Source organism: Streptomyces sp. MS06 (assembly GCF_047200655.1).
GTDB lineage: Bacteria > Actinomycetota > Actinomycetes > Streptomycetales > Streptomycetaceae > Streptomyces.
This window is the reverse complement of record NZ_JBJZOJ010000014.1, coordinates 55,722-79,318: the sequence shown is the minus strand read 5'-3', so window position 1 is coordinate 79,318 and position 23,597 is coordinate 55,722. Positions and strand designations below refer to the sequence as shown.

Annotated in this window: 18 protein-coding genes; 16 read left to right on the top strand and 2 right to left on the bottom strand. The window is 75.9% G+C overall.

The window, feature by feature from the left end; genetic code table 11:
- Positions 1-83: 83 nt before the first annotated feature.
- The gene (locus tag ACL02U_RS10005) at positions 84-1,340 is read right to left on the bottom strand and encodes a M14 family zinc carboxypeptidase (RefSeq protein ID WP_412790340.1); all 1,257 of its coding nucleotides are present in this window, start codon (positions 1,338-1,340) and stop codon (positions 84-86) included.
- Between the two features lie 271 nt (positions 1,341-1,611).
- Here ACL02U_RS10005 and ACL02U_RS10000 point away from each other — a divergent pair, with 271 nt between their 5' ends.
- From ACL02U_RS10000 to ACL02U_RS09975, 6 genes are all read left to right on the top strand, one after another.
- Positions 1,612-2,733 carry a HesA/MoeB/ThiF family protein gene (locus ACL02U_RS10000; RefSeq protein ID WP_412790386.1) on the top strand — a complete coding sequence of 374 codons (1,122 nt, stop codon included), beginning with the start codon at positions 1,612-1,614 and terminating at the stop codon, positions 2,731-2,733.
- Positions 2,730-3,896 carry a hypothetical protein gene (locus ACL02U_RS09995; RefSeq protein WP_412790339.1) on the top strand — a complete coding sequence of 389 codons (1,167 nt, stop codon included), beginning with the start codon at positions 2,730-2,732 and terminating at the stop codon, positions 3,894-3,896. The genes ACL02U_RS10000 and ACL02U_RS09995 overlap by 4 nt, the downstream gene beginning before the upstream one ends.
- Before the next feature lie 247 nt (positions 3,897-4,143).
- A complete protein-coding gene (locus tag ACL02U_RS09990; protein WP_412790338.1) occupies positions 4,144-4,677 on the top strand; it encodes a MarR family winged helix-turn-helix transcriptional regulator in 534 nt (177 codons plus the stop codon).
- A 218-nt stretch (positions 4,678-4,895) separates the two neighbouring features.
- Entirely contained in the window at positions 4,896-5,213 is a 318-nt protein-coding gene (locus tag ACL02U_RS09985; protein WP_412790337.1) for a hypothetical protein, read from the top strand.
- A complete protein-coding gene (malQ, locus tag ACL02U_RS09980; RefSeq protein WP_412790336.1) occupies positions 5,214-7,301 on the top strand; it encodes a 4-alpha-glucanotransferase in 2,088 nt (695 codons plus the stop codon).
- 79 nt (positions 7,302-7,380) lie between these two features.
- The gene (locus ACL02U_RS09975) at positions 7,381-7,641 is read left to right on the top strand and encodes a hypothetical protein (protein ID WP_412790335.1); all 261 of its coding nucleotides are present in this window, start codon (positions 7,381-7,383) and stop codon (positions 7,639-7,641) included.
- A gap of 377 nt (positions 7,642-8,018) precedes the next feature.
- On the opposite strand, the gene ACL02U_RS09970 is transcribed toward ACL02U_RS09975, so the two are convergent.
- Complete coding sequence (locus tag ACL02U_RS09970; RefSeq protein WP_412790334.1) at positions 8,019-8,555, bottom strand: HNH endonuclease; 537 nt, start codon at positions 8,553-8,555, stop codon at positions 8,019-8,021.
- Positions 8,556-8,807: 252 nt separating this feature from the next.
- Between ACL02U_RS09970 and ACL02U_RS09965 the strand changes: the two genes are divergently transcribed.
- From ACL02U_RS09965 to ACL02U_RS09920, 10 genes are all read left to right on the top strand, one after another.
- Positions 8,808-9,947: a mechanosensitive ion channel family protein gene (locus tag ACL02U_RS09965; protein WP_412790333.1), complete on the top strand. Its 1,140-nt coding sequence runs from the start codon at positions 8,808-8,810 to the stop codon at positions 9,945-9,947.
- A gap of 322 nt (positions 9,948-10,269) precedes the next feature.
- The gene (locus tag ACL02U_RS09960; RefSeq protein WP_412790332.1) at positions 10,270-11,481 is read left to right on the top strand and encodes an ROK family transcriptional regulator; all 1,212 of its coding nucleotides are present in this window, start codon (positions 10,270-10,272) and stop codon (positions 11,479-11,481) included.
- 77 nt (positions 11,482-11,558) lie between these two features.
- A complete protein-coding gene (locus ACL02U_RS09955; RefSeq protein ID WP_412790331.1) occupies positions 11,559-12,824 on the top strand; it encodes a 6-phospho-beta-glucosidase in 1,266 nt (421 codons plus the stop codon).
- Positions 12,815-13,786, top strand: a complete 972-nt coding sequence (locus tag ACL02U_RS09950) for an N-acetylglucosamine kinase (protein ID WP_412790330.1) — start codon at positions 12,815-12,817, stop codon at positions 13,784-13,786. The genes ACL02U_RS09955 and ACL02U_RS09950 overlap by 10 nt, the downstream gene beginning before the upstream one ends.
- Before the next feature lie 182 nt (positions 13,787-13,968).
- Positions 13,969-15,432, top strand: a complete 1,464-nt coding sequence (locus tag ACL02U_RS09945; protein WP_412790329.1) for a hypothetical protein — start codon at positions 13,969-13,971, stop codon at positions 15,430-15,432.
- An 89-nt stretch (positions 15,433-15,521) separates the two neighbouring features.
- Complete coding sequence (locus tag ACL02U_RS09940; RefSeq protein WP_412790328.1) at positions 15,522-16,544, top strand: glutamate ABC transporter substrate-binding protein; 1,023 nt, start codon at positions 15,522-15,524, stop codon at positions 16,542-16,544.
- A 100-nt stretch (positions 16,545-16,644) separates the two neighbouring features.
- On the top strand, positions 16,645-17,979 hold the full coding sequence (locus ACL02U_RS09935; protein ID WP_412790327.1) for a hypothetical protein: 1,335 nt from the start codon (positions 16,645-16,647) through the stop codon (positions 17,977-17,979).
- The gene (locus ACL02U_RS09930; RefSeq protein WP_412790326.1) at positions 17,976-20,558 is read left to right on the top strand and encodes a tetratricopeptide repeat protein; all 2,583 of its coding nucleotides are present in this window, start codon (positions 17,976-17,978) and stop codon (positions 20,556-20,558) included. The genes ACL02U_RS09935 and ACL02U_RS09930 overlap by 4 nt, the downstream gene beginning before the upstream one ends.
- A 3-nt stretch (positions 20,559-20,561) precedes the next feature.
- Entirely contained in the window at positions 20,562-22,064 is a 1,503-nt protein-coding gene (locus tag ACL02U_RS09925; protein WP_412790325.1) for a protein phosphatase 2C domain-containing protein, read from the top strand.
- A gap of 117 nt (positions 22,065-22,181) precedes the next feature.
- Positions 22,182-23,528 carry a vWA domain-containing protein gene (locus ACL02U_RS09920; protein ID WP_412790324.1) on the top strand — a complete coding sequence of 449 codons (1,347 nt, stop codon included), beginning with the start codon at positions 22,182-22,184 and terminating at the stop codon, positions 23,526-23,528.
- The last annotated feature ends 69 nt before the right edge of the window (positions 23,529-23,597 follow it).

Below are 23,597 nucleotides of genomic sequence, written 5' to 3'. Positions count from 1 at the left end.
CGCCGCGGCGCTGCGCCGGTGGGCGGAGGGAAGGGCCGGACGTGCCGTCCCGGCGCGACGCGCCGAGTGGCGGGCGGGAGCGGTCAGCCGTCCTCCGCGCACAGGCGGCGCGCCACGTCCAGCATGGTGCGCAGGTGCAGTGCCGTCTGCGCGGGTACCGGCACCCAGCGCGGCTCGTACGTCTTCTCCAGTTCGCGGCACCACTCCCGCACCAGGTCCGCGAGGGCGTCGGCGGTACGGGGGTCGGTGCCGGCGAGGACGCGGCGCATCATGCCGGCCACCCGCAGCGGTATCCGGCGGGCCGCGAGGCCCAGGGTGGCGTAGTGGCCCAGGGAGCCGCCGCCCTCCTCGGCCGTCCAGGTGGCCACCACCGACGGGGACACGTCCAGGAGTTCCCGGGCGGCGTCGCGCAGCGGCGCGAGGGCCGCGGGGACGTCCGCGTCCGTCCGCCCGCCGAGGAGCGCGGTCAGTTCCCGGGAGCGGCCCAGCAGCACCTCGCCCAGTCGGGCGAGTTCGCGCTGCGGATCGGGGGCCGGGCGGGGGTCGGCGACCGCGGCGACCCCGAAGGCCGGTGCCTCCACCAGCGCGGTCAGGGTGCCGTACCGGCGCGGGTACAGCCAGGTGCTCTCGGCGACGAAGCCGCTCGGGTCGCGCTCGCTGCCGGCGCTGCCGGCCGGCAGGTGGAGCACCCCCGGCGGGTCGGGGCGCCAGTCGGGGCCGTCGCAGGGGTGGTGGTCGAGGGGGATGCGCAGCCGGGCCGCGGTGTCCCGGAAGGCGCGGGCCGCGCCGGGCACCGGGCGGGTCAGCATCGTGAAGGCGCCGCCGAACTCGATGCCGTGCAGGGTGAACTGGGCGACCGGCCGCAGCTCGTCCAGGAGCCGCACCAGTGCCGCCGACTCGGGCAGCGGGCTGCCGGGGCCGCCCGCCGCGGGCAGCGACTCCGGCTGGCGGGCGAAAGCAGGCCGGTAGAAGCGCAGATGGCACTCCTGGAGGGAGGGCGCCGGCTCCTCGGGCTGCCAGCCGTGCGCGAGTTCCGCTCCGTCCGGATCGAGGCAGAGCAGGAAGTGCCAGGTGCAGCCGAGGTCCGCAAGGAGGTGCGGCCGGCCGGTGAGCATCCGGGCGAGGCGGAGCGCGGACGCCCCGCCCACCGGCTCGTTGGCGTGCGCGCCGGCCACGGTCAGGATCTGCCGCCGGCCGCGGCCGGCGGACAGCAGCCACAGCGGTCGCCCGGCCCGGCCCTCGCCGACGGTGCGCAGACGCAGCACCCCGGGCGCCGCCGCGGTCAGTGCGCGGGCCCGCCGCAGGAGATCACCGACGGCCGGATACGGCGGTGTCCGCACGCTGTGCTCCGTTCAAGCGCCCTGGGAGTTGCTGTCCCCGGTGGTCTCCTTCTTGTCCAGCGGGCGAATCACGATCTTCTCGGCCACGTGCACTCCTCTCGCTCAACATGACTGTGGTGCAAGGGAATTGCCTGGACGTACTGCCTGAACACAAGGCCCCTGGAGGCTTCTTGCCAAGAGTCATACCGGTGCACAACAGTGTCAAGGGCGCGGGTGCGCACCGGGAGGTGACTGCGTGACAGGGGATGCGGTGCCGCTGCGGCGGCCGCGGATCAAGCCGGAGCACCGGCCCTACCGTACGGCCGAGGGCCACGTCCGCATCGGCAGCGTGGTGTACGGCATCGGCGCGGAGATCGCGGACCCGCAGGGCTGGCTCTGGCTGCTGGTGGAGGCGATGGACGGCTCGCGGGCCCCGCTCGCGGTGGTCGACCGGGTGCGGGAGGGGCATCCGGGGGCGGACGGCGGGGACGTGCGGCAGGCGATGGCCGATCTGTTCGCCGCGGGCTACGTGGAGGACGCGGCCGAGGCGGTGCCGGTGTCCGCGCGGGAGCGGGAGCGCCACAGCCGCGGCGTGCCGCTGCTGCGCTGGATGGACCTGGCCCCCCGGGCCAGCGCGTGGGAGGCGCAGCTCGCGCTGGCCCGCTCCCGGGTCCTGGTGCTCGGCGTCGGCGGAACCGGAGGGTACGCGGCGCAGAGCCTGGTCGCCTCCGGGGTCGGGCGGGTGCACCTGGTCGACCCGGACGTGGTGGAGTTGTCGAACCTGAACCGGCAGCCGCTGTTCCGGGAGTCCGACATCGGCCGGCCCAAGGTGTCCGCGGCGGTCGCCGCGTTGCGGGCGCTGAACTCGGACGTGACGGTCACCGGGGAGCGCCGGGAGGCCCGCGGCCCCGGGGACGTGGCCTCGCTGATCGGGGGCGGGGGCGCGGCGGGGGAAGGTGCGGGGGGCGGCGGGTACGGCCTGCTGGTGCTGGCCGCGGACCGCCCCGAGGCGCTGCGGCGCTGGGTCAACGGGGAGTGCCTGCGGGCCGGCCTGCCCTGGGTGGACGCCGGCTACCGGGGCCCGCTGGTGACCGCCGGGGTGTACGTCCCGGGGCGGGGCGGCTGCTGGGAGTGCCTGCGGGCGGGAGAGGCCGAGCGGCGCGATCTCCGGCTGCCGGCCGGCACGGACGAGCGGGTCGCCTCTCCGCGGATGCCGTGGAACCCGGCGAACGCGGTGACCGCCGGCCTCTCCGGCGGCCTCCTCGCCCATGCGGCGATGTCCGTCCTGACCGGCGTCCCGGCGCTGCCGCCCGGCTCCCGGTTCGGTCTGAACCTGATGCTGCCCGGCGACCCGGTCGTCCAGCGCTACCCCCGCCGTCCGGACTGCCCGGCCTGCGGGGACGCGGGGCGGTGAGCCGTGTCCGGCTGCACGAGCTGGCGGCACGGCCGGACGGCAGGGAGTGGATCGTGGGCCGGCTGGAGACCGGGCGGTTCGTGGCGCTGCCCGACGTCGGCAAGCGGGCCCTGGACCTGCTCGGGCAGGGGCTGAGCACGGCGGAGACCGCGCGGCGGCTGCGCGCGGAGACGGACCGGGACCTCGACGTGGGGGACTTCGTGGAGGCGCTGCTGGACCTCGGGTTCGTCGCCGAGGTGGACGGCCGGCCGGTGCCCTCGCCCGCCCCGCCCGCGCCGACGCTCCCCGGGATCCGGCCGCGGCACGTGCGCTGGACGCTCGCTCCGGCGGTGCCGGTCCTGCTCGCGCTGCTGGTCGGGGCCGCCCTGCTGGCTCCGACCCGGGTGGCCTTGAGCTACCGGACGCTGCTGTGGAGCGACCGCGGCAGTGCGGTCGTCGGGTTCGGGGCGGCGGCCGGCTGGGCGCTGCTGCTGCTGCACGAGGGCGCGCACCTGGTGACCGCGCGGGCGACGGGCGTACCCGGCCGGACGAGTCTGGGCACCCGGTTGCAGTTCCTGGTCATGCAGACCGACATCAGCGGTATCGAGCTGGCGCCGCGGCGGCACCGTATGACGGCGTATCTCGCGGGCATCGGGGCCAACCTCGCGGTGGCCGCGGCGGCCTCCCTGGCCGCCGGCGCCACCGCCGGGACGGCCCACCGGATACTCGCCGCGCTGACCGTGCTGGCGCTGCTGCCGCTGCCGTTCCAGCTACTGGTGTTCCTGCGTACGGACCTGTACTTCGTCCTGCAGGACCTGCTGCGCTGCCGCGACCTGTACGGCGACGGGCGGGCGTACGCGCGCTGGGCGGCCGGGCGCCTGCTGGGCCGCCGGGACCCGGACCCCGGTCTGGGTCTGCCGGGGCACGAGCGGCGGGCGGTGCGGGTGTACAGCGCGGTGCTCGTGGTGGGGACGGTGCTGTGCCTGGCCTTCCTCGCCACGGTGACCCTGCCCGCGGACGTCGCCCTGCTGGCCCGGGCGGTGACGGGCCTGGGCGCCGGGAACTCCGCCGGACGCCGGCTGGACTCGGCGGCCGTGGTCGCCGCGCTGGGCACCGTGCACGTGCTGTGGGTGCGCACCCGGTGGCGGGGGCGGCGGGCCCGCCGGGCGGCGCCCGGACGGTGAGCCGGCCGTGCCGCCGGCGCCGCGGGGCGGGCCGTTCCGGCGGCGGCGCTCGCGGCGGCCGCCACCGGCGGGCCGGGCCTCCCCCCGCTTCCCGGCGCCCGCCGGTGCCCGGTGCGGTCCCTCCCGTTCGCCCTGCCGTGCGTGCCCACCTTCCGCGGGCGGCTTGCTGGTGACCGGCTCGGCTCCGAGCAACTTGCCCTCCAGTCACTTTCTTGCGGCTGAGCGCGGGGCGGCCGATACTCGGCGCATGAGCAGCGAGCACCTCGCTCCGGCGGCGTCCCCGGGCGATGCGGTCGACGCGATCATCGGCCAGTGGGCCGCCGTGAGGCCCGACCTCGACACCCGTGCCATGGAGGTCTTCGGGCGCGTCCACCGGCTCGCCCGTGCCATGGGCGACCGGATGGAGCAGACCTACGCGCGGTTCGGGGTCTCCCGCGGCGAGTTCGACGTACTGGCCGCGCTGCGCCGGGCCGGGGAGCCGTACGCCCTCCCGCCGCGCAGTCTCTCGGCGGCCCTGATGCTCACCACCGGCGGCATGACCGGCCGCCTGGACAAGCTGGAGCGCGCGGGTCTGCTGCGCCGCTCCCCCGACCCGCACGACCGGCGGGCCCTGCGGGTCACCCTCACGGAGCGGGGCCTGGCGCTGGTCGACGAGGCGGTCGGCGCCGGACTCGACGCCCAGACGGAGGCCCTGGGCGGAAGCCTCGACGCGGAGCAGGCCGAGTTGCTGGCCGACCTGCTGCGCAGGCTGCTGGCGGGGACCGCCGGGACAGGCCGGTAGCAGCCCTCGGGCACGGCGCCCCGGTGTCCCGCTCCCGCCGCTCGGGTGGACTCCCCCCGCCGACGACCCCCTATCCTGTCCTGATTGCCCTCCTCTGGGATGATGTGCGGGCCGGGATCGTGAGGAGATGGGTCACGTTCGCTCCGCGGACGTCTGGCATCGCCCGCACTGGGTAGGGCTCTAGACCGCACGAATCCGTACCAGACAAGGAGACCATCGTGGCCGCATCGGCACACCTTCTGCTCTCGGCCCTGTCCAAACCCGGGGCGGAGCCGACCGCCCTGCCCCGGCAGGCCACGGAGCCGACCGCCGTACCCCGCCAGGCGGTGGAGCCGACCGCCGAACCCGACGCCCCGCAGCGATACCTCTTCAGCTCGGAGAGTCCCAGCGCGGAGATGCCGCTGACCAGCGAGCCTCCGCTGCCCGACTCCGAGCCCCTGACCAGCGAACCGCCCCTCTCCGACACGACGCCGCTGACCAGCGAGTCCGACTACGACTCCGACCACGACTACGCGTACTGCGGCACGAGGTCCTAGATGGCAGCTGCCGCCCCTCACCCCCCGCCGTCCGCGGACCTGATCCGACTCGCCGAACTGCACGGCGTCGCCCCCGGTTACCGCCCTTCGCCGGACCGGACGGTGCGGGCGTCGGCCGCGGCCCTGGTCCGGGTGCTGGCCGCCCTCGACGTCGACGCGAGCAGCGCCGAGTCCACCCGCACCGCCCTCGTCGCCCGGGAGCGGGAACTGGACGGCCGGCTGCTGCCGCCGACGGTGGTGAGCTGGGGTGACGGCCGGCAGGCGGCACCGGCGGCGGTCTCCGCCCTTCCTCCCGGCACCCGGCTGCACGTGCGGACCGAGCAGGGGGAGTCGCGCACTGGGGCGGACCGGCTGCCGCCCGGTGTGCACCGGCTGACCGCGACCGCGCCGGACGGCCGGCACGCCGAGGCCCGTCTGGTGGTCGCGCCGCCCCGGCTGCCGACGCCCGCCGGACGCTCGCACGGGCTGCTGGTGCAGCTCTACTCCCTGCTGTCGCAGCGCTCGTGGGGCATGGGCGACCTGGGCGACCTCACCGAGCTGGCCGACTGGGCCGGGCGCACCCTGGACGCCGGCTTCGTACAGGTCAACCCGCTGCACGCGGCGGTGCCGGGCACCCCCACCGATCCCTCCCCGTACCGGCCGTCCTCCCGGCGCTTCCCCGACCCGGTGCACGTGCGCGTCGCCGACGTCCCCGAGGTGACCCGGGTCGAGGAGCCGGAGCGGATCGCGGCGCTGCTGGAGCGTGCCGGGCGGCTGCGCGCGGGGGTGCTGGAGAAGGGCGCGCTGATCGACCGGGACGCGGTCTGGGAGCTGAAGCGGGAGGCACTGGAGCTGGTGCGGCGGGTGCCGCTGAGCCCCGGCCGGCGGTCCGCGTACACGGAGTTCCTCACCGAGCAGGGCGGGGCGCTGGAGGACCACGCCACGTGGTGCGCGCTGGCCGAGGTGCACGGGCCGGACTGGAGCCGCTGGCCGCAGGGGCTGCGCGACCCCCGCTCGCCGGAGACCTCGCGGGCCCGGGAGGAGCTGAGGGACCGCGTCGACTTCCACGGCTACCTGGCCTGGCTCACCGACGGGCAGCTCGCGGACGCCCAGCGGGCGGCCCGCGAGGCGGGGATGGCCGTCGGGGTGGTGCACGACCTGGCGGTGGGTGTGCATCCGGGCGGCGCGGACGCCTGGGCGCAGCAGGACCACTTCGCCGCGGGCATGTCGGTGGGCGCGCCACCGGACGCGTTCAACGCGCGGGGCCAGGACTGGGGGCTGCCGCCGTGGCGTCCGGACCGGCTGGCCGCCTCCGGGTACGCGCCGTACCGCAGCCTGCTGCGGGCGCTGTTCCGGTATGCGGGCGCGCTGCGCATCGACCATGTGATGGGCCTGTTCCGGCTGTGGTGGGTACCGCAGGGCGAGGCGCCGACCGAGGGCGCCTACGTCCGCTACGACGCCGAGGCCATGCTGGCGATCCTGGTGCTGGAGGCGTCCCGGGCCGGGGCGTCGGTGATCGGCGAGGACCTGGGCACCGTGGAGCCGGGGGTCCGCGAGGCGCTGCGCGAGCGGGGCGTGCTGGGCACGTCCGTGCTGTGGTTCGAGCGGGACTGGGAGGGCGACGGGCGGCCGCTGCCGCCCGAGCGGTGGCGGGCCGACTGCCTGGCCACCGCCACCACCCACGACCTGCCGCCCACCGCGGCCCGGCTGAGCGGGGACCACGTCGACCTGCGCGACCGGCTCGGCCTGCTCACCCGCCCGGTGGAGGAGGAGCGGGCGGAGGCCGAGGCGGACACCGGGGAGTGGCTGTCGCTGCTCGCGCGGCTGGGCCTGCTGCGGGACGGCGACGGACCGGGCGGGTCCCGGGAGGAGGCCGAGGTGCAGGCCGTGCACCGGTTCCTGCTGCGCACCCCGGCGCGGCTGATCGGGATCTGGCTGCCGGACTGCGTCGGCGACCGCAGGCCGCAGAACCTGCCGGGGACCTGGGACCAGTACCCGAACTGGCGGTTGCCGATCGCCGACGCGGAGGGCCGCCCCGTGACCCTGGAGGAACTGGCCGCCTCGCCCCGGCTGCGCGCCCTGATGGAGGTCGTCCGGCGCGGCGGGTGACCGGCGCGCCGCGCCCGCGGCGCTCCTCGATGGCACCCCCGGCCGCGCGGCCCCGCGAGGCGTTCGCTACGTTGGCAGGGTGGACAAGAAGAACGCCCTGCGCGCCGGCGCCCTGGCCGCCGGTACGACGCTGATGATGCTGCTCATGTCGTCTCCCGCGCTCGCGCTGACCCGCGACGACGGCGACGACCCCGGCTCGGGCCTCAGCGTCGGCGAGACGCTGGGTCTGTACGTCGCCATCCCGTTGGCGATCTTCGCGGTCATCGCCGGTCTGGTGATCGTGCTGGACCGCTCCGCGGACCGGCAGCCGAAGCCGAAGGGCACGGTGGAGAAGGCCTGACCGGCCGCCGCACCACGGCCGCGCTCACGGCTGCTCCCCCGGGAGACCCCCGTACCGGCTCCGCGCACTGCGGGGCCGGTTTTTCGGCTCCCGTCTCCCCCGTGCGGACTGCCTGCGGCGAGCGTGTCCGTCCTCCCCGGCTCCGGGGGGGAGCGGTGCACACGGGAAAGTGCAACGGTTTCGGCGCGAGTGTCGCAGTGTGCGGCACGAGTGCCCCGGCACCGGCGGCGGACCATGCCGCGGCGTCCCGGGCGACGGGCGGCAGCCCGAAGGCGGCCGGCGCATCGGGCGCCGGCCGGAGCCCCACCGGACCGCCCCACCGGCGGTGCGGCCACCCACGGCGGCGGCCGGCCGCCCGGTGCACGAAGGCCCGGACGTCAGGCGGATATGCCGTCGATCCGGGCCAGGGCCTCCTCCGCGCCGTACGGCTGCAGGTAGGGCAACCAGCGCGGGTCCCGATGGCCGGTGCCGATGATGCGCCAGGCCAGGCCGGAGGGCGGGGCGGGTTTGTGGCGCAGTCGCCAGCCGAGTTCGAACAGGTGGCGGTCGGCCTTGACGTGGTTGCAGCGGCGGCAGGAGGCCACCACGTTGTCCCAGACGTGCTTGCCCCCGCGGCTGCGCGGGATGACGTGGTCGACGCTGGTTGCGACGCCACCGCAGTACATGCACCGGCCCCCGTCGCGGGCGAACAGCGCACGCCGGGTGAGAGGTACGGGGCCCCGGTAGGGAACCCGCACGAATCGCTTGAGCCGGACCACGCTGGGTGCGGAGACGGTGACTGTTGCGCTGTGCAGATAGGCGCCGGACTCCTCGAGGCAGACTGCCTTGTTCTCCAGGACGAGGACGAGCGCGCGGCGGAGCGGTACGACGCCGAGCGGCTCGTACGACGCGTTGAGGACCAGGACATGCGGCACGGATGCCTCCTTGTACGCCGGCGGCGCGTGGCTCGCGCCGGGACGATCCGTAGTCAGTCTCCCCTCAGGCCTGGTGAACGCGCCACCATGTCCCGGTAACGGGCTGGGAGTGTTTTCGACCACACCCTGATGCATCCCCCGCAGGACGGGCGGTTCACGCCCGGGTGAGGACCGCCTCTCCCTTCCGTTTCGGGCAGGAGCACACGCAATGCCCCGTTAGTGTGGTCCCCCTGCCCGACCGGTGACCTTTTCGTGACCTTCGACATCCCACCGGCGGCAGAACCGCACCTGGAGGTACCTGCCGTGTCCCTGCCCGCCGCCGCTCCGGCCGCCGACCCGTCCCCCTCGGGGGCGACCGGCCCGGCGGTGCCCTCGCTCCGGGACGCCCAGGAGGGCGCGACCAACGCGGCCAGCTGGGTGGAGCAGAACTGGTCCACCTGGCTGGCGATCGGACTGCGCGTCCTGGTGATCCTGGTGATCGCCGCGGTGCTGAGAGTGGTGGTGCGGCGGGCCATCACCAGGCTGATCGCCCGCATGGGCCGCACGGACGGGCCGGGCGGCGGCTCGGCGCTGGGCGGGCTGCTGGTCAACGCCGAACGGCGGCGGCAGCGCTCGCAGGCCATCGCCTCGGTGCTCAGGTCGGTGGCGTCGTTCGTGATCCTGGGGACCGCCGGGCTGATGGTGCTGGCGACGTTCCAGATCGATCTGGCCCCGCTGCTGGCCTCGGCCGGCGTCGCGGGCGTGGCGATCGGCTTCGGGGCCCGCAACCTGGTCACCGACTTCCTCTCCGGCGTGTTCATGATCCTGGAGGACCAGTACGGCGTCGGCGACACCATCGACGCCGGAGTCGCCACCGGCGAGGTGGTCGAGGTGGGCCTGCGGGTGACGAAGCTGCGCGGGCCGAACGGGGCGATCTGGTACATCCGCAACGGCGAGGTGAAGCGCATCGCCAACCTGTCGCAGGGCTGGGCCACGGCCAACGTGGACGTCACCCTCAAGGGCGACGAGGACCTCGACGTCGTACAGGACACGCTGGACGACGTCGCCGGGCGGATGGGCCGGGAGGAACCCTGGAACGAGCTGCTGTGGGGTCCCGTCGAGGTGCTGGGCCTGGACAGCGTCCTGCTGGACTCGATGGTCGTCCGGGTGTCCGCGAAGACCATGCCGGGCAAGGACACCACGGTCGAGCGGGAACTGCGCTGGCGCATCAAACGCGCCTTCGACGCGGCCGACATCCGCATCGTCGGCGGTGCGACCGCGCCCGCCGAGGAGGACGACGCGCCCGATCCCGCGGCCTCCGTCGCGCCCCCCTCCGCCCTCGCCAACCCGCGGTCCCCGCAGACCCGGGCGGCCGAACCCCTCACCCCGCCGGACCGGCCCCAGTCGCATTGACCACCGGCACCGACCCCGGCGGGACGCGTCCGGGCGGTGCGCCGCGGGCCGCGCTCCGTGAGCGGTTCCGCCGACGGGTGCGGACGGCGCACCCGCGGTCCCGCCGCCCCGCACCCGTCCGCGCCCCGACGGCGCGTACCCGCCGCCGCGCGGGGCGCGATGCCTTGACGGCGCGTCCACGCCGGGCCTACCTTCCTGCATCTGACAGGAAACTTTCCTTACAGTGGTCCTCGCCGGCGGTCCGGGCGGACGGCGCATCCGGGCCGCCGCGGAGAGCCGGACCACCCGGGACCGCCCCACCGGAGAGGCAGGTGTCGACGCCATGCCGGGAACCGCCGGCACACCGGGAACCCCGCGCACGCTGCGCGCCATGAACGACCGCGCCGCCCTCGACCTGCTGCTGGCGCACGGCCCCCTCTCGCGCACCCGGATCGGCAGCCTCACCGGCCTGTCCAAGCCGACCGCCTCGCACCTGCTGTCCCGCCTCCAGGAGGCCGGTCTGGTCCTCGCCGGCGGCACCAGCGAGGGCCGGCCCGGCCCCGGCGCCCGGCTCTACGAGGTCGATCCGGCCGCCGGACACGCCGCCGGACTGGACGTCGCCCCGGGCCGCATCCGCGCCGCCGTCGCCGACATCACCGGCCGCACCGTCGGCACGTACGAGCTGCCGACCACGGGTCGCGGACCCTCGCACCCGGTCGTCCGGCAGGTGGTGGACGCGCTGGACGGTGCGGTGCGGGCGGCAGGCCTGGACCGGGCCGCTGTGCGCCGGCTCGTCATCGCCACCCCCGGCGCCTTCGACCCGGGCACCGGCCGGCTGCGCTACGCGGCCCACCTGCCCGGCTGGCACTCCCCGACCCTGCTCGACGAACTCGCCGCCGCGCTGCCGATGCCGGTGGAGTACGACAACGACGTCAACCTGGTGGCGATCGCCGAGCAGCGGCTGGGCGCGGCACGCGGGCACGGGGACTTCGTCCTGCTGTGGAACCAGGAGGGGCTGGGCGCCGCCCTCGTGCTCGGCGGCCGGCTGCACCGCGGCTGGACCGGCGGAGCCGGCGAGGTGGGCTTCCTCCCCGTCCCCGGCGCGCCACTCGTCCGGAAGGTCACCAGGGCCAACAGCGGCGGCTACCAGGAGCTGGCCGGCTCGCAGGCCCTCCCCCGGCTGGCCCGCGAACTCGGTGTGGCCCCGGTCCCCCCGGGACCACCCCACGAGGCGGCGGCGGCGCTGGTCGCCCGCGCGGCCGCCGGCGACACCCCCGAGCACCGGCTGCTGCTGCGGACGTACGCGACCCGGCTCGCCACCGGACTCGCCTCGGTGGTGTCCGTCCTCGATCCCGAACTCGTCGTCCTCGGCGGTACCTCGCTCACCGCCGGCGGCGAAGCCCTGCGCGCCCTCGTCGAGGACGAGTTGGCGGAACTGGCCGCCTCCCGGCCCCGGCTCGCGATCGGCACGGTCACGGAGCACCCCGTGCTGCGCGGGGCCCTGGAGACCGCGCTGACCGCGACCCGCGACGAGGTCTTCGACACCTCGCGCTGACCCCCGTCCCCGCACACCGCCGGCCGCACACCGCCGCCGCGCGGGCGTCACGCCCATCCCCGTGGAGGTTGCTCACCGTGAAACTGACCGTGGTCGGCGGAGGCTCGACCTACACCCCCGAACTGGTCGACGGATTCGCCCGGTTGCGCGGCACACTGCCCGTCGACGAACTGGTGCTGGTCGATCCCGCCGCCGAGCGGCTGGCCGCGGTGGGCGGCCTGGCCCGCCGGATCCTGGCCCGGCAGGGCCACCCCGGACGGGTCGTCACCACCGGCGACCTGGACGCCGGCGTCGACGGCGCGGACGCCGTCCTGCTCCAGCTCCGGGTCGGCGGGCAGGCCGCCCGCGAGCAGGACGAGACCTGGCCCCTGGAGTGCGGGTGCGTCGGGCAGGAGACCACCGGCGCGGGCGGCCTCGCCAAGGCGCTGCGCACCGTCCCGGTGGTGCTCGACATCGCCGAGCGGGTCCGCCGTACCAACCCCGACGCCTGGATCATCGACTTCACCAACCCCGTCGGTATCGTCACCCGCGCCCTGCTCCGGGCCGGCCACCGGGCGGTCGGACTGTGCAACGTGGCGATCGGGCTGCAGCGCAAGTTCGCCGCGCTGCTCGGGACCGAGCCCGGCCGCCTGCACCTGGACCACGTCGGCCTGAACCACCTCACCTGGGAGACCGGGGTACGCCTCGGCGGGCCCGACGGCGAGGACGTCCTGCCGAGGCTGCTCGCGGAGCACGGTGCGGCGATCGCCGACGACCTGCGCCTGCCGCACCCGCTGCTGGACCGGCTCGGCACCGTCCCCTCGTACTACCTGCGCTACTACTACGCACACGACGCGGTGGTGCGGGAACTGCGCGGCAAACCCTCGCGTGCCGCCGAAGTGGCGGACATGGAAAGGCAGTTGCTGGACATGTACCGGGACCCGGCGCTGGACGAGAAGCCGGAGCTGCTGTCGCGGCGCGGCGGCGCCCACTACTCGGAGGCCGCCGTCGACCTCGCGGCCGCGCTGCTCGGCGGGTCCGGCAGCCCCCACCAGGTGGTGAACACGTACAACAACGGCACCCTGCCGTTCCTGCCGGACGACGCGGTCGTCGAGGTGCAGGCGGCGGTCGGCCGCAAGGGTGCCACCCCGCTGCCGGTGGCGCCCCTCGACCCGCTGTACGCGGGACTGACCGCGCGGACGGCGGCCTACGAGGACCTCGCGCTGCGGGCCGCCCTGCACGGAGGCCGCGAACGGGTCTTCCGCGCGCTGCTCGCCCACCCCCTGGTCGGGCAGTACGACCGGGCCGACGCGCTCACCGACCGGCTCCTCGCGCACAACCGGGAGCACCTCGGGTGGGCATGACGGCGAGCGTCCTCGCCATCGACGCCGGCAACAGCAAGACCGACGTCGCGGTCGTGACGGCCGGCGGGGACGTGCTGGCGACCGCCCGCGGCGGCGGGTTCCGGCCGCCCGCGGTGGGTGTCGGGGCGGCCGTGGACACCCTCGCGGAGGCGGTCGGCCGGGCCTGCCGGGCGGCGGGCGTGGACCGGGTCGCACACGTCTCCGCCTGCCTGGCCAACGCCGACCTGCCGGTGGAGGAGGAGCGGCTGGCAGAAGCGCTGAACGGGCGGGCCTGGGGCGCGACGGTCGAGGTGCGCAACGACACCTTCGCCGTCCTGCGCGCCGGCGTCACCGCACCGCGCGGCGTGGCCGTGGTGTGCGGGGCCGGCATCAACTGCGTCGGCATGCGCGACGACGGCCGCACCGCGCGATTTCCGGCGCTGGGCCGCGTCTCCGGCGACTGGGGCGGCGGCTGGGGCCTGGCGGAGGAGGCGCTGTGGCACGCCGCCCGTGCGGCGGACGGGCGGGGCGCGGCGAGCGCCCTCGCCCGAACCCTGCCCGCGCACTTCGGCCTGGAGTCCATGGACGCCCTCGTCGAGGCACTGCACCTGGGGCACGTCGCGGCCGCCCGGCGCCACGAACTCGCCCCCGTGCTGTTCGCGACCGCCGAGGCCGGGGACGCCGTCGCCGGAAGCCTCGTCGACCGGCAGGCCGAGGAGATCGCCACCATGGCCGAAGTCGTCCTGGACCGGCTGGACCTGCTCGCGGAGGAGACACCGGTGCTGCTGGGCGGCGGGGTGCTCACCGCCGGGCACGCCCGCCTCGACGAGGGCGTGCGGCAGCGGCTCGCCGGCCGTGCGCCGCGTGCGGTGCCCCGGGTGGTGCGGGCGCGGCCGGTGCTGGGCGCGGCGCTGCTCGGGCTGGACCGCGTGGGAGCGGGGCACGGGGCGCGGCAGCGGGTGCGGGCGGCCTTCGGGGCGTGAGCGGCCCGGGGTGCCCGGCCGGGTGAACACCTCGGGGGAACCGAACCGGTTCCCCCGGCGTGTTCGCGGGCAGGGGTGGTGCGGGACACTGCGATCCGATCAAGATGCCGCGAAGTGCGGTGCGGACGCCGGTCCCGGCAGCGATACTTGCCGCGACGGATGACCATGGGGGAGGTCGGGCAGTGACACACCCGCCGAGAGGCAGCACGGCACCGGCACCCGGCTCCGGCGTGTCCCCGATGCCGCCGGCGCCGGCGGTCCCTCCCCAGCCCGGTGACCGTCCCGCGCCGCGCGCGGCCACCCCGGCACCGGGCGGCCCTGCCGGGCAGGGCCGGCGCACCGCGTTCGCGGAGGGGGTCGAGCGGTTGCGCGCCGCGGCCACCACCGAACCCGGCCGACTGCGGCTCATCGGCGCCCTCCTGGCGCTGCTCGTCCTCGTGTTCGGCGCGGTGACCGCCTGGCAGACCACCGAACGCGCGGCCGCGGCCGACGACGTGCTGCGCAAGAGCCAGCCGCTCAGTTCGGCCGCCGCGGACGTCTACCGCGCGCTGGCGGACGCCAACACGGCCGCCTCCAGCGGCTTCCTCGCCGGCGGCCAGGAGACCAAGGCCTCCCGCGACCGCTACGAGGAGGACATCCGCACCGCCGCCGCGGGTCTGGTGACCGCCGCCAACAGCTCCGACGCGGGCAGTCCCGCCGCCGAGACCATCGCCAGGCTGAACCGGCTGCTGCCGGAGTACAAGGGCCTGGTGGAACGGGCCCGCACCTACAACCGGCTGGGCTTCCCGGTCGGCGGCGCGTACCTGAGGTACGCCAACGAGAAGATGCAGAAGGAGATGCTGCCGGCGGCGGAGGACCTCTACCAGCGGGAGAACCAGCGGCTGAGCGACGACTACGCGGACGCCCGGCCCTACCCGTGGGCGGCGATCGCCCTCGGCGTCCTGGCGCTCGGAGCGCTCGCCTGGGCGCAGCACCGCAACTACCGCCGCACCCACCGGGTGCTCAACCGCGGACTGGTCGCCGGCACCGCCGCCGCCACCGCGGCGCTGCTGTGGCTCGTCGTCGGGCACAGCGTCGCCCGCGCCGGGCTGAACGAGTCCTACGACCGCGGCGTGCGTTCGCTGAACGTGCTGCACGACGCGCGGATCGCCTCGCTGAAGGCCCGCGGCAACGAGAACCTCACCCTGGTCTCCCGCGGCGCGCAGACGGTCAAGGTGGACGGGAAGACCTACGACGCCTACGACTACGACTTCGGCAAGGACATGGACGCCCTCGCCCGGGGGCTCACCGAGGCGCGCTCGCTGGCCGACGACGAGGCCGGCTCCCGCCCGGTCACCGCGGCCGTCGGCAACATGACGGAGTGGCGCAGACGCCACGCCACCGCCCGCGACCAGGACGAGAACGGCAACTACGAGCAGGCGCTCGCCAAGGTGATCGGCGGCGACGGGGCCACCGGCCAGTGCTTCGACAGCGTCGACGCCAACCTGGCACGGGCGCTGGGGCACGAGCGGACCGAGTTCCGGCAGGCGGCGTCCAGCGGCCGGGACGCGATGAGCGGGCTGCCGGTGGGCGCCGCCGTGCTCGCCGTACTCGGTGCGGCGGGCGCACTGCTCGGCATCGGGCGCAGACTGTCGGAGTACCGGTGAGCGGGAGACGGATGGTGGGAGGGGGTCAGCCGGTGGAGGCGGGACGACCGACAGGGGGCGCCGGAGCGCTCGCGGGCGCCGGAGCGCTCATGCGCCGGGCGCGGGCCGGGCTGAGAGGCTGGGGCGGGGTCGGCGCGATGGCGGCGCTGTGCGCCCTCGCTCTGGCCTTCGCGCTGCTGCTGCCGCTCACCCTGCCGGGCGGCTCCGACGCGCCGGGTACCGGCGGCCGGGGCAGCGCCGACGGCACCCAGGCCAGCACCGACACCTGCACCGCACCGGAGGAGCAGACGCTGGCGCCCTCGTCCGCGGGCGGCCCCACCGTCGACGCCATCAGGAACCGCCGGGGCGCCAAGCGCAGACTGGTCGTCGGCGTCGACCAGAACAGCTACCGCTGGGGCTACCGCGACCCCAACACCGAGGGCGCCCGGCTGGAGGGCTTCGACATCGACCTGGTGCACCGGATCGCCGCGGACATCCTCGGCGACCCCGACGCCGTCCAGTTCAAGGCGATACCCACCGACCAGCGCATCCCCGCGATACGCAGCGGCCGCGTCGACATGGTGGTCCGCACCATGACCATCACCTGCGCGCGGGAGCGGGAAGTCGCCTTCTCCGCACCGTACTTCAAGACCGGGCAGCAGGTCCTGGCGCCCAAGTCGTCGACGATCACGGGCTACGACGGCTCGCTCGCCGGCAAGCGGATCTGCACGGCCGCCGGCTCCACGGCCTACCTGAAGCTGTCCGGCGACCGGGAGGCGGGCCGGCTGCCCGCCACCGCGGACATCTCCACCACCGTCCCCAACCAGCTCGACTGCCTGGTCCGGTTGCAGCTCGGCGAGGTCGACGCCGTGGTCACCGACGGCGCACTCGCCGCGAGCCAGGCCGCCCAGGACCCGACCGTCGAGCTGAAGGGCACCGCCTTCACCACCGAGTACTACGGCGTCGCCATGCGGAAGGACGCCGACGACCTGGTGCGCCGGGTCAACCGGGTCCTGGTGGGCTACCGGGCGAGCGGCTGGCAGGCTTCGTACGACACCTGGCTGTCGGCGACACTGGGGAAGGACGCCGCCCCTTCGATGCCGCCGGCACCCCGTTACCTGCGCACCGGTTGAACCGGCGGCGAAGAGCACCGGGGCACGATCGGCCGGACCGGCGGCGGCGCCGGAGGACAACAGGACACAGCGGCAACCACACAGCAGCGAGAGGTGATCGATGGGCGTCCCGGACCCCGCCGGGCCGGTGATGGACCGGGACGAGGTGGACCGCGCGCTGGCGCGGTTCGGCGCGGAGCACGAAGCGGTCGAGACCTCGCTGCTCTCCCTGCAGGACCACGCGGGCCGCAGACTCCTCGAAGGCGCCGAGCTGACCGGGGTCACCAAGGAGCGGTGGGCGGCCACGGAGGCCGCCATCACACTGCTGTGGACGTACTTCGACGCCTACTCCGGGGTGCTGCGCACCGCCCGGGAGGTCCGCGGCCGGCGCCGCTGGTCCAGCCGCGAGGACCTGGTGGAGCTGACGGAGCTGCTGCGCGGCGACTCGGTCGTCCTGGCCGGCTCCGCCGCGCACGCGTCCGCCGCGTCCGGTCCGGGGCGGCTCAGCCACAGCTACTCGCCGGCCGCGCTGGTGGAGCGGATGAACGAGCTCTACGCGGCCTGTCTGGACGTGGTGGTCGCCGCGGACGCGGTCTGGTCGGCGCTGCCCGCCCGTATCGACCTGCTCTCCGCCGAGCTGCAGCGCACCCGGCGGCTCGCGCACTCCGTCGGCGTACGCCCCGGCGAACACCCCGCGGGCGACGACCTGGAGCGCATCACCCGCACCCTGACCGGGCTGCGCGAGGAGGTGGTCTCCGATCCGCTGGCGCACTGGATCCCCGCACAGGGCAGTGCCGCACCGGGCGGCGGCCGGCCCGACACGGCCGTCTACGACCGCCAGGCGCGGGCCCTGGAGGACGTGCGCCGGGAGATCGACGCGGTGCTGGCGGTCCGGCAGGACGCGGAGAAGCGCATCGTCCGGCTGCGGGACGTGCTCTCCCGCGCGGACCGCACCCTCGCCGAGGCCCGCACCGCCCGCGGCGAGGTGCTGGCGAAGATCGCCGCCACGGAGGTGCCCGTGGTCAGCGGGCCGCCGACGGTGCTGCAGGAGCAGCTCGCCGCGGCCGCCGAGTACCGCCGGCACGCCCAGTGGCACCGTCTGTCCCCGCTGCTGGAGTCCCTGGAGGAGAAGGCGGAGGACGAACTGCTGCGCGCCCGCGAGTCGTTGACCGCGGTCACCGCGCCGCTGGCGGTCCGCGCGGAGCTGCGCGGCCGCCTCGACGCATACCGGGCGAAGGTCACCCGGCACGGACTGGCGGAGGACCCGGTGCTCGTCGAGCGGTACGAGAAGGCGCGTCGCATGCTGTGGAGCGCGCCGTGCGACCTGCGCGTCGCGGAGCAGGCCGTGCTGCGCTACCAGCAGGCGGCGGCGGAGGCGCTCGGCGCGCCGCGCGCGGCGGACCCGCCGCAGCGGGCCGAGGACCGCCGAGGGGACGGGAGGGGGGCGTCGTCATGAGCGGGGCGGGGCAGAGGTGCCAGCGGCCGGAGTGCGGCGGATCGTACGAGGACGTCGGCGGCGGCGAGCTGTACTGCGACACCTGCGGTCTGGCACCGGTGGTGGGATCCGCCGGCGCGGTCGGGTCGGCGGCGACCGGCGGCGCCGGTGCCGGCTCGGCGGACAGCGGGCACTCCAGTGGCCGGGCCGGCGGGCGCACCGCCTCGCAGTCGTCGAGGTCGCGCCGCTCGGTGTCGGGACGGCTGTCGCGCGCGCTGTCCGGCCGGACCTCCGGCCGCTCGGTGTCGGTACGCAGCTCCGGCTCCGGGTCCAGCACCTCCGCCCGCGGGCGGCTGGGCGCCGGACTGGTGGAGGTGCCGCAGGTGCCCCGGCCCGATCCGCGGGCGATGGTGCTGGACGACCCGGAGGTGCCGGAGCGCAAGCGGTTCTGCTCCCGTTCGGACTGCGGGGCGCCGGTCGGCCGGGCGCGCGCCGAGCGGCCGGGCCGTACCGAGGGCTTCTGCACCAAGTGCGGCCACCCCTACTCGTTCGTGCCGAAGCTGCGGTCCGGCGACGTCGTGCACGGCCAGTACGAGGTCGCGGGCTGCCTGGCGCACGGCGGCCTGGGCTGGATCTACCTCGCGGTGGACCGGGCGGTGGCGGACCGGTGGGTCGTCCTCAAGGGCCTGCTGGACACCGGCGACCAGGACGCGATGGCCGCGGCGATCTCCGAACGGCGGTTCCTGGCGGAGATCGAGCACGCCAACATCGTGCGGATCTACAACTTCGTGGAGCACCTGGACCAGCGCACCGGGTCCCTCGACGGCTACATCGTCATGGAGTACGTGGGCGGCAAGTCGCTGAAGGAGATCGCCAACGCCCGCCGCACGGAGGCGGGCAGGCGGGACCCGCTGCCGGTCGAGCAGGCCTGCGCGTACGGCATCGAGGCGCTGGAGGCGCTCGGCCACCTGCACAGCCGCAATCTGCTGTACTGCGACTTCAAGGTCGACAACGCGATCCAGACCGAGGACCAGCTCAAGCTGATCGACATGGGCGCGGTGCGGCGCGTGGACGACGACGAGTCCGCGATCTACGGCACCGTCGGCTACCAGGCCCCGGAGGTCGCGGACATCGGCCCGTCGGTGGCGAGCGACCTCTACACGGTCGGCCGCACGCTGGCGGTGCTGACCTTCGACTTCCAGGGCTACACCACCGTCTTCGCCGACTCGCTGCCCGATCCCGACAGCATCGAGGTGTTCCGCCGGTACGAGTCCTTCTACCGGCTGCTGGTGCGCGCCACCGACCCCGACCCGGCCCGCCGGTTCGCCTCCGCGCAGGAGATGGCGCAGCAGCTGACCGGCGTACTGCGCGAGGTGGTCTCGCTGCAGACCGGCCGGGCCCGGCCCGCGCTGTCGACGCTCTTCGGCCCGGAGTCCAGGGTCACCGACACGGAGTTGTTCGCTCGGCACGACGGTGAGGTGTCGCGGCTGGGCGGGCGGGCGGTCCGCTCCCGCCGGCGGCGCCGCGGGTCCGCCCCGGACGTCGCGGGCGGGTCCGCCACGGCCGCTGTGGGCGGGGCCGTCCCGGCCGCTGTGGGCGGGGTCGCTGCCGGGGCGGCGCCCGGCGGTGTCCTCCCGGGCGGCGGTGCCGCCGGGGCGGAGTCCGTGCGGCCGGTCGACACCGCCGCGGGGGCACTCGCGCTGCCCGTGCCCCGGGTGGACCCGTCCGATCCCAACGCGGGCTTCCTCGCGGGTCTGGTGGCCTCCCAGCCGACCGAACTGGTCGCCGCGCTGGCCGCGGCCCCCGCGCCGTCCGCGGAGACGCGGCTGCGCCAGGTGCGCGCCCTGCTGGAGAACGGCGATGCCGCCGCCGCGCAGGAGGCGCTGCACCGCCTGGAGGACGAGCAGCCCGACGACTGGCGGGTGGTCTGGCACCGGGGCGTGGCCGCCCTGGTGACCGGCGACCACGAGAACGCGGCGCTCGCCTTCGACGCGGTCTACGACGCCTTCCCCGGCGAGACGGCTCCGAAGCTGGCGCTCGGCCTGTGCGCGGAGGTGCTGGGCCAGTCGGACAACGCCGCCGAGTACTACCGGCTGGTGTGGACGACCGACCCGAGCTGCGTCGGCGCCGCGTTCGGCCTGGCCCGGGTGCAGCTCGCGGCGGGTGACCGGGGCGGCGCCGTGGGGACGCTGGAGTCGGTGCCGGAGTCGTCGATCCACTACACGGCCGCGCGGGTGGCCGCGGTGCGGGCGCGGCTGCGGCAGCGCGCTCCGGCCGGCCCGGACCCCGCGTTCCTCCAGGACCTGACGGCCTCCGCGGCACAGGTGGAGGCGCTGGACGCGTACGGTCTGGACCCCTCCCGACGCGAGCAGTTGGCCGCCGAGGTGCTCGGAGGAGCCCTGGACTGGATACTCTCCGGAGGGCGGGGCGGGGAGCCGTCCGCCCGGCGGGTGCTGCTCGGCAGCGAACTGGACGAACGGGGCCTGCGCTTCGGCCTGGAGCGCTCGTACCGCACGCTGGCCCGGCTCGCGCCCGGCGGCGAGGAGAGGATCGACCTGGTGGAACGTGCCAACCGCTACCGCCCGAGGACGTGGGTGTAGGCGATGTCGCAGATGCCCCAGCAGGCCACCGAGCCGAAGTGCCCCGGCTGCGCGGAACCGCTCGAGCCGGGTGACCGTTTCTGCGGAGCGTGCGGGCACCAGGTGCCCACCGGTTCCGCACCGCAGCCCGGCCGGCCGGCGGACGGCCCGGGCGGCGCGGCGCCGCAGCCCGCCGCCGGAGCCGCAGCCGCGGGCCGGCCGGACGCAGCCGAACCGGACGCAGCCGGGCCGGACGGCACCGGCACGCCGGCCGCGACGCACCTGCCGACGGATCCGCCGGGCACCGGCTCGGGGGGCCCGGGCCCGGCACCGCAGCCACCGGACGTGCCCCGGCAACCGGCCGCCGCCCCGCAGCCGGGCCGGCCGGACGCCGCGACCGCCGGCCCTCCGGCGCCGGACGCCCCGGGCACCGCCGCCCCGGGCACCGGAGGCGTGCGTTTCGACCGGCCGGCCGCGCCGGAGGAGTACCCGCTGCAGGCGCCCGACCCGCGGTCGGCCGCGGGGGCGGGCACCCCGGCACGGCCCCCCGCGGAGGCGACCCCGCCGCGGCCCCCCGCGGAGCCGACCGCGCCGCCGTCGACCGCACCGGCCGCCGCCGTGTGCGTGGCCTGCCGCGCCGGCCGGGTCGACAGCGACGGCTACTGCGAGAACTGCGGGCACGCCCAGCCGCGCGAACGCGACCACCTGGAGGCGGAGTCGGGCCCGTTGGCCGCCGTCAGCGACCGGGGGCTGCGCCACCACCGCAACGAGGACGCGTTCGCCGTCGGCCACACCTCGCTGCCCGACGGATCCCCGGTGTCGGTGGCGATCGTCTGCGACGGCGTGTCCTCGGCGACCCGCCCCGACGACGCCTCCCGGGCCGCGTCCCGGGCCGCGAGCGAGTCCCTGCTGGCCGCCCTCCCCCGGGGCGTCCACCCGCAGCAGGCGATGCACGAGGCGATCGTCGCCGCCTCGCACTCCGTCGACGCGCTGGCCGGGGAAGCCCGGACGGCCCGGGAGCAGGCCCCGCGGCAGAACGCCCCGGCCTGCACGCTGGTCGGCTCGGTGGTGGCCGGCGGCCTGCTCGTCGTCGGCTGGGTCGGCGACAGCCGCGCCTACTGGGTGCCGGACGACCGCGCCGCGCCCGCGGCGCGGCTCACCGAGGACGACTCCTGGGCGGCGCAGATGGTCTCCGCGGGGCTGATGGGCGAGGCGGAGGCGTACGCCGACGAACGGGCCCACGCGATCACCGGCTGGCTCGGTGCCGACGCCTACGAACTGGAGCCGCACACCGCCTCGTTCAAACCGGACCGGCCGGGAGTGGTCGTGGTGTGCACGGACGGGCTGTGGAACTACGCCGAGGCGGCCGGGGAGATGGCCCGGATCGTCCCGCCGGACGCCGCCGCCCGCCCGCTGCACGGAGCGCGGGTGCTCGTCGGGCACGCCCTCGACGGCGGGGGCCACGACAACGTAACAGTGGCCGTCGTGCCGTTCCCGGCCCCGTCGCAGGGGGCAGGATCGGCCTGAGGCCGGCCGCGGCAGGTGCGGGGGCCTCGCCCGGGGAGACCCGGCGGACCGGAGGGGACCGGTCCGTGCCGGTCACCGCCGCAGCGGCGGTCAGTTGCGAGGGGGATGCTTTCAGCCATGGCCAATTTCTCGAAGTCGCACGTGCCGCAGTTCGCGGTCGACGTGTACCAGAACGAGTACCTGCCGGAGGGCAGCGGCGAGGTCGACGCGATCGTCACGGTCACCGCGACCGGCGGCGGCACGGTGGGCAGCGCCGTCGCCGCCGCGCAGCCGTACGCGCCGGGGCGGGGGCCGTCGGCGGCCGTGGCGGTCATGGTCGACTGCTCGGGGTCGATGGACTACCCGCAGACCAAGATGCGCAACGCCCGCGAGGCGACCGCCGCCGCCGTCGACACGGTGCGCGACGGCGTGCACTTCGCGGTGGTGGGCGGCACCCACGTCGCCGAGGAGGTCTACCCCGGGGGCGGTCGGCTCGCCGTCGCCGACGCCACCACCCGGGAGCAGGCCAAGCAGGCGCTGCGCCGGCTGAGCGCGGGCGGCGGCACCGCCATCGGCGCCTGGCTGCGGCTCGCCGACCGGCTGCTGTCCTCGGCGGACGTCTCGATCCGGCACGGCATCCTGCTCACCGACGGCCGCAACGAGCACGAGTCGCCGGAGGACCTGCGGGCCGCGCTGGACGCCTGCGCCGGGCGCTTCACCTGCGACGCACGGGGAGTCGGCACCGACTGGGAGGTGAAAGAGGTCACAGGGATCGCCTCCGCGCTGCTGGGCAGCGCCGACATCGTCGCCGACCCGGCCGGGCTGGTGTCCGACTTCACACGGATGATGGAGGCGGCGATGGGCAAGGAGGTCGCCGACGTCGCACTGCGGCTGTGGACCCCGGCCGGCGCGACGGTCCGCTTCGTCAAGCAGGTCGCCCCGACGGTGGAGGACCTGACCGGCCGTCGCACCGAGGCGCCCCCGCGCGCCGGGGACTATCCGACCGGCTCCTGGGGCGACGAGTCCCGGGACTACCACGTCCGCGTGGCGGTGCCCCCGGCCGCCGTGGGCCGGGAGATGCTGGCCGCGCGGGTCTCGCTGGTGGCGCCCCGTCAGGACGGTTCCGTGCACGCCCTCGGCGCACAGGGCCTGGTCCGGGCCGTGTGGACGGACGACCTCGCCGCCTCCACGGCGATCAGCCCGCAGGTCGCCCACTACACCGGGCAGGCGGAACTGGCCCGGGCCATCCAGCAGGGACTGGAACTGCGCAAAGCGGGCGATGTGGACGGGGCGACGGCCAAACTGGGCCGGGCCGTGCAACTGGCGGGCGCCTCCGGGAATGCCGATACTGCGAAACTGCTTGCGAAGGTGGTGGACGTCGTCGACGCGGCGACAGGTACTGTGCGACTGAAGACGAAGGTCGAGGAGGCCGCCGAGAAGACTCTCGAGACCCGGTCCACCAAGACCGTCCGCGTGAAGAAGTGACGTCAGCAACTGCGAGCCCGACCCCCCGGGGGTCGGAGTAAACCGGCCGCCGCGGCCGGAGGCGAGAGG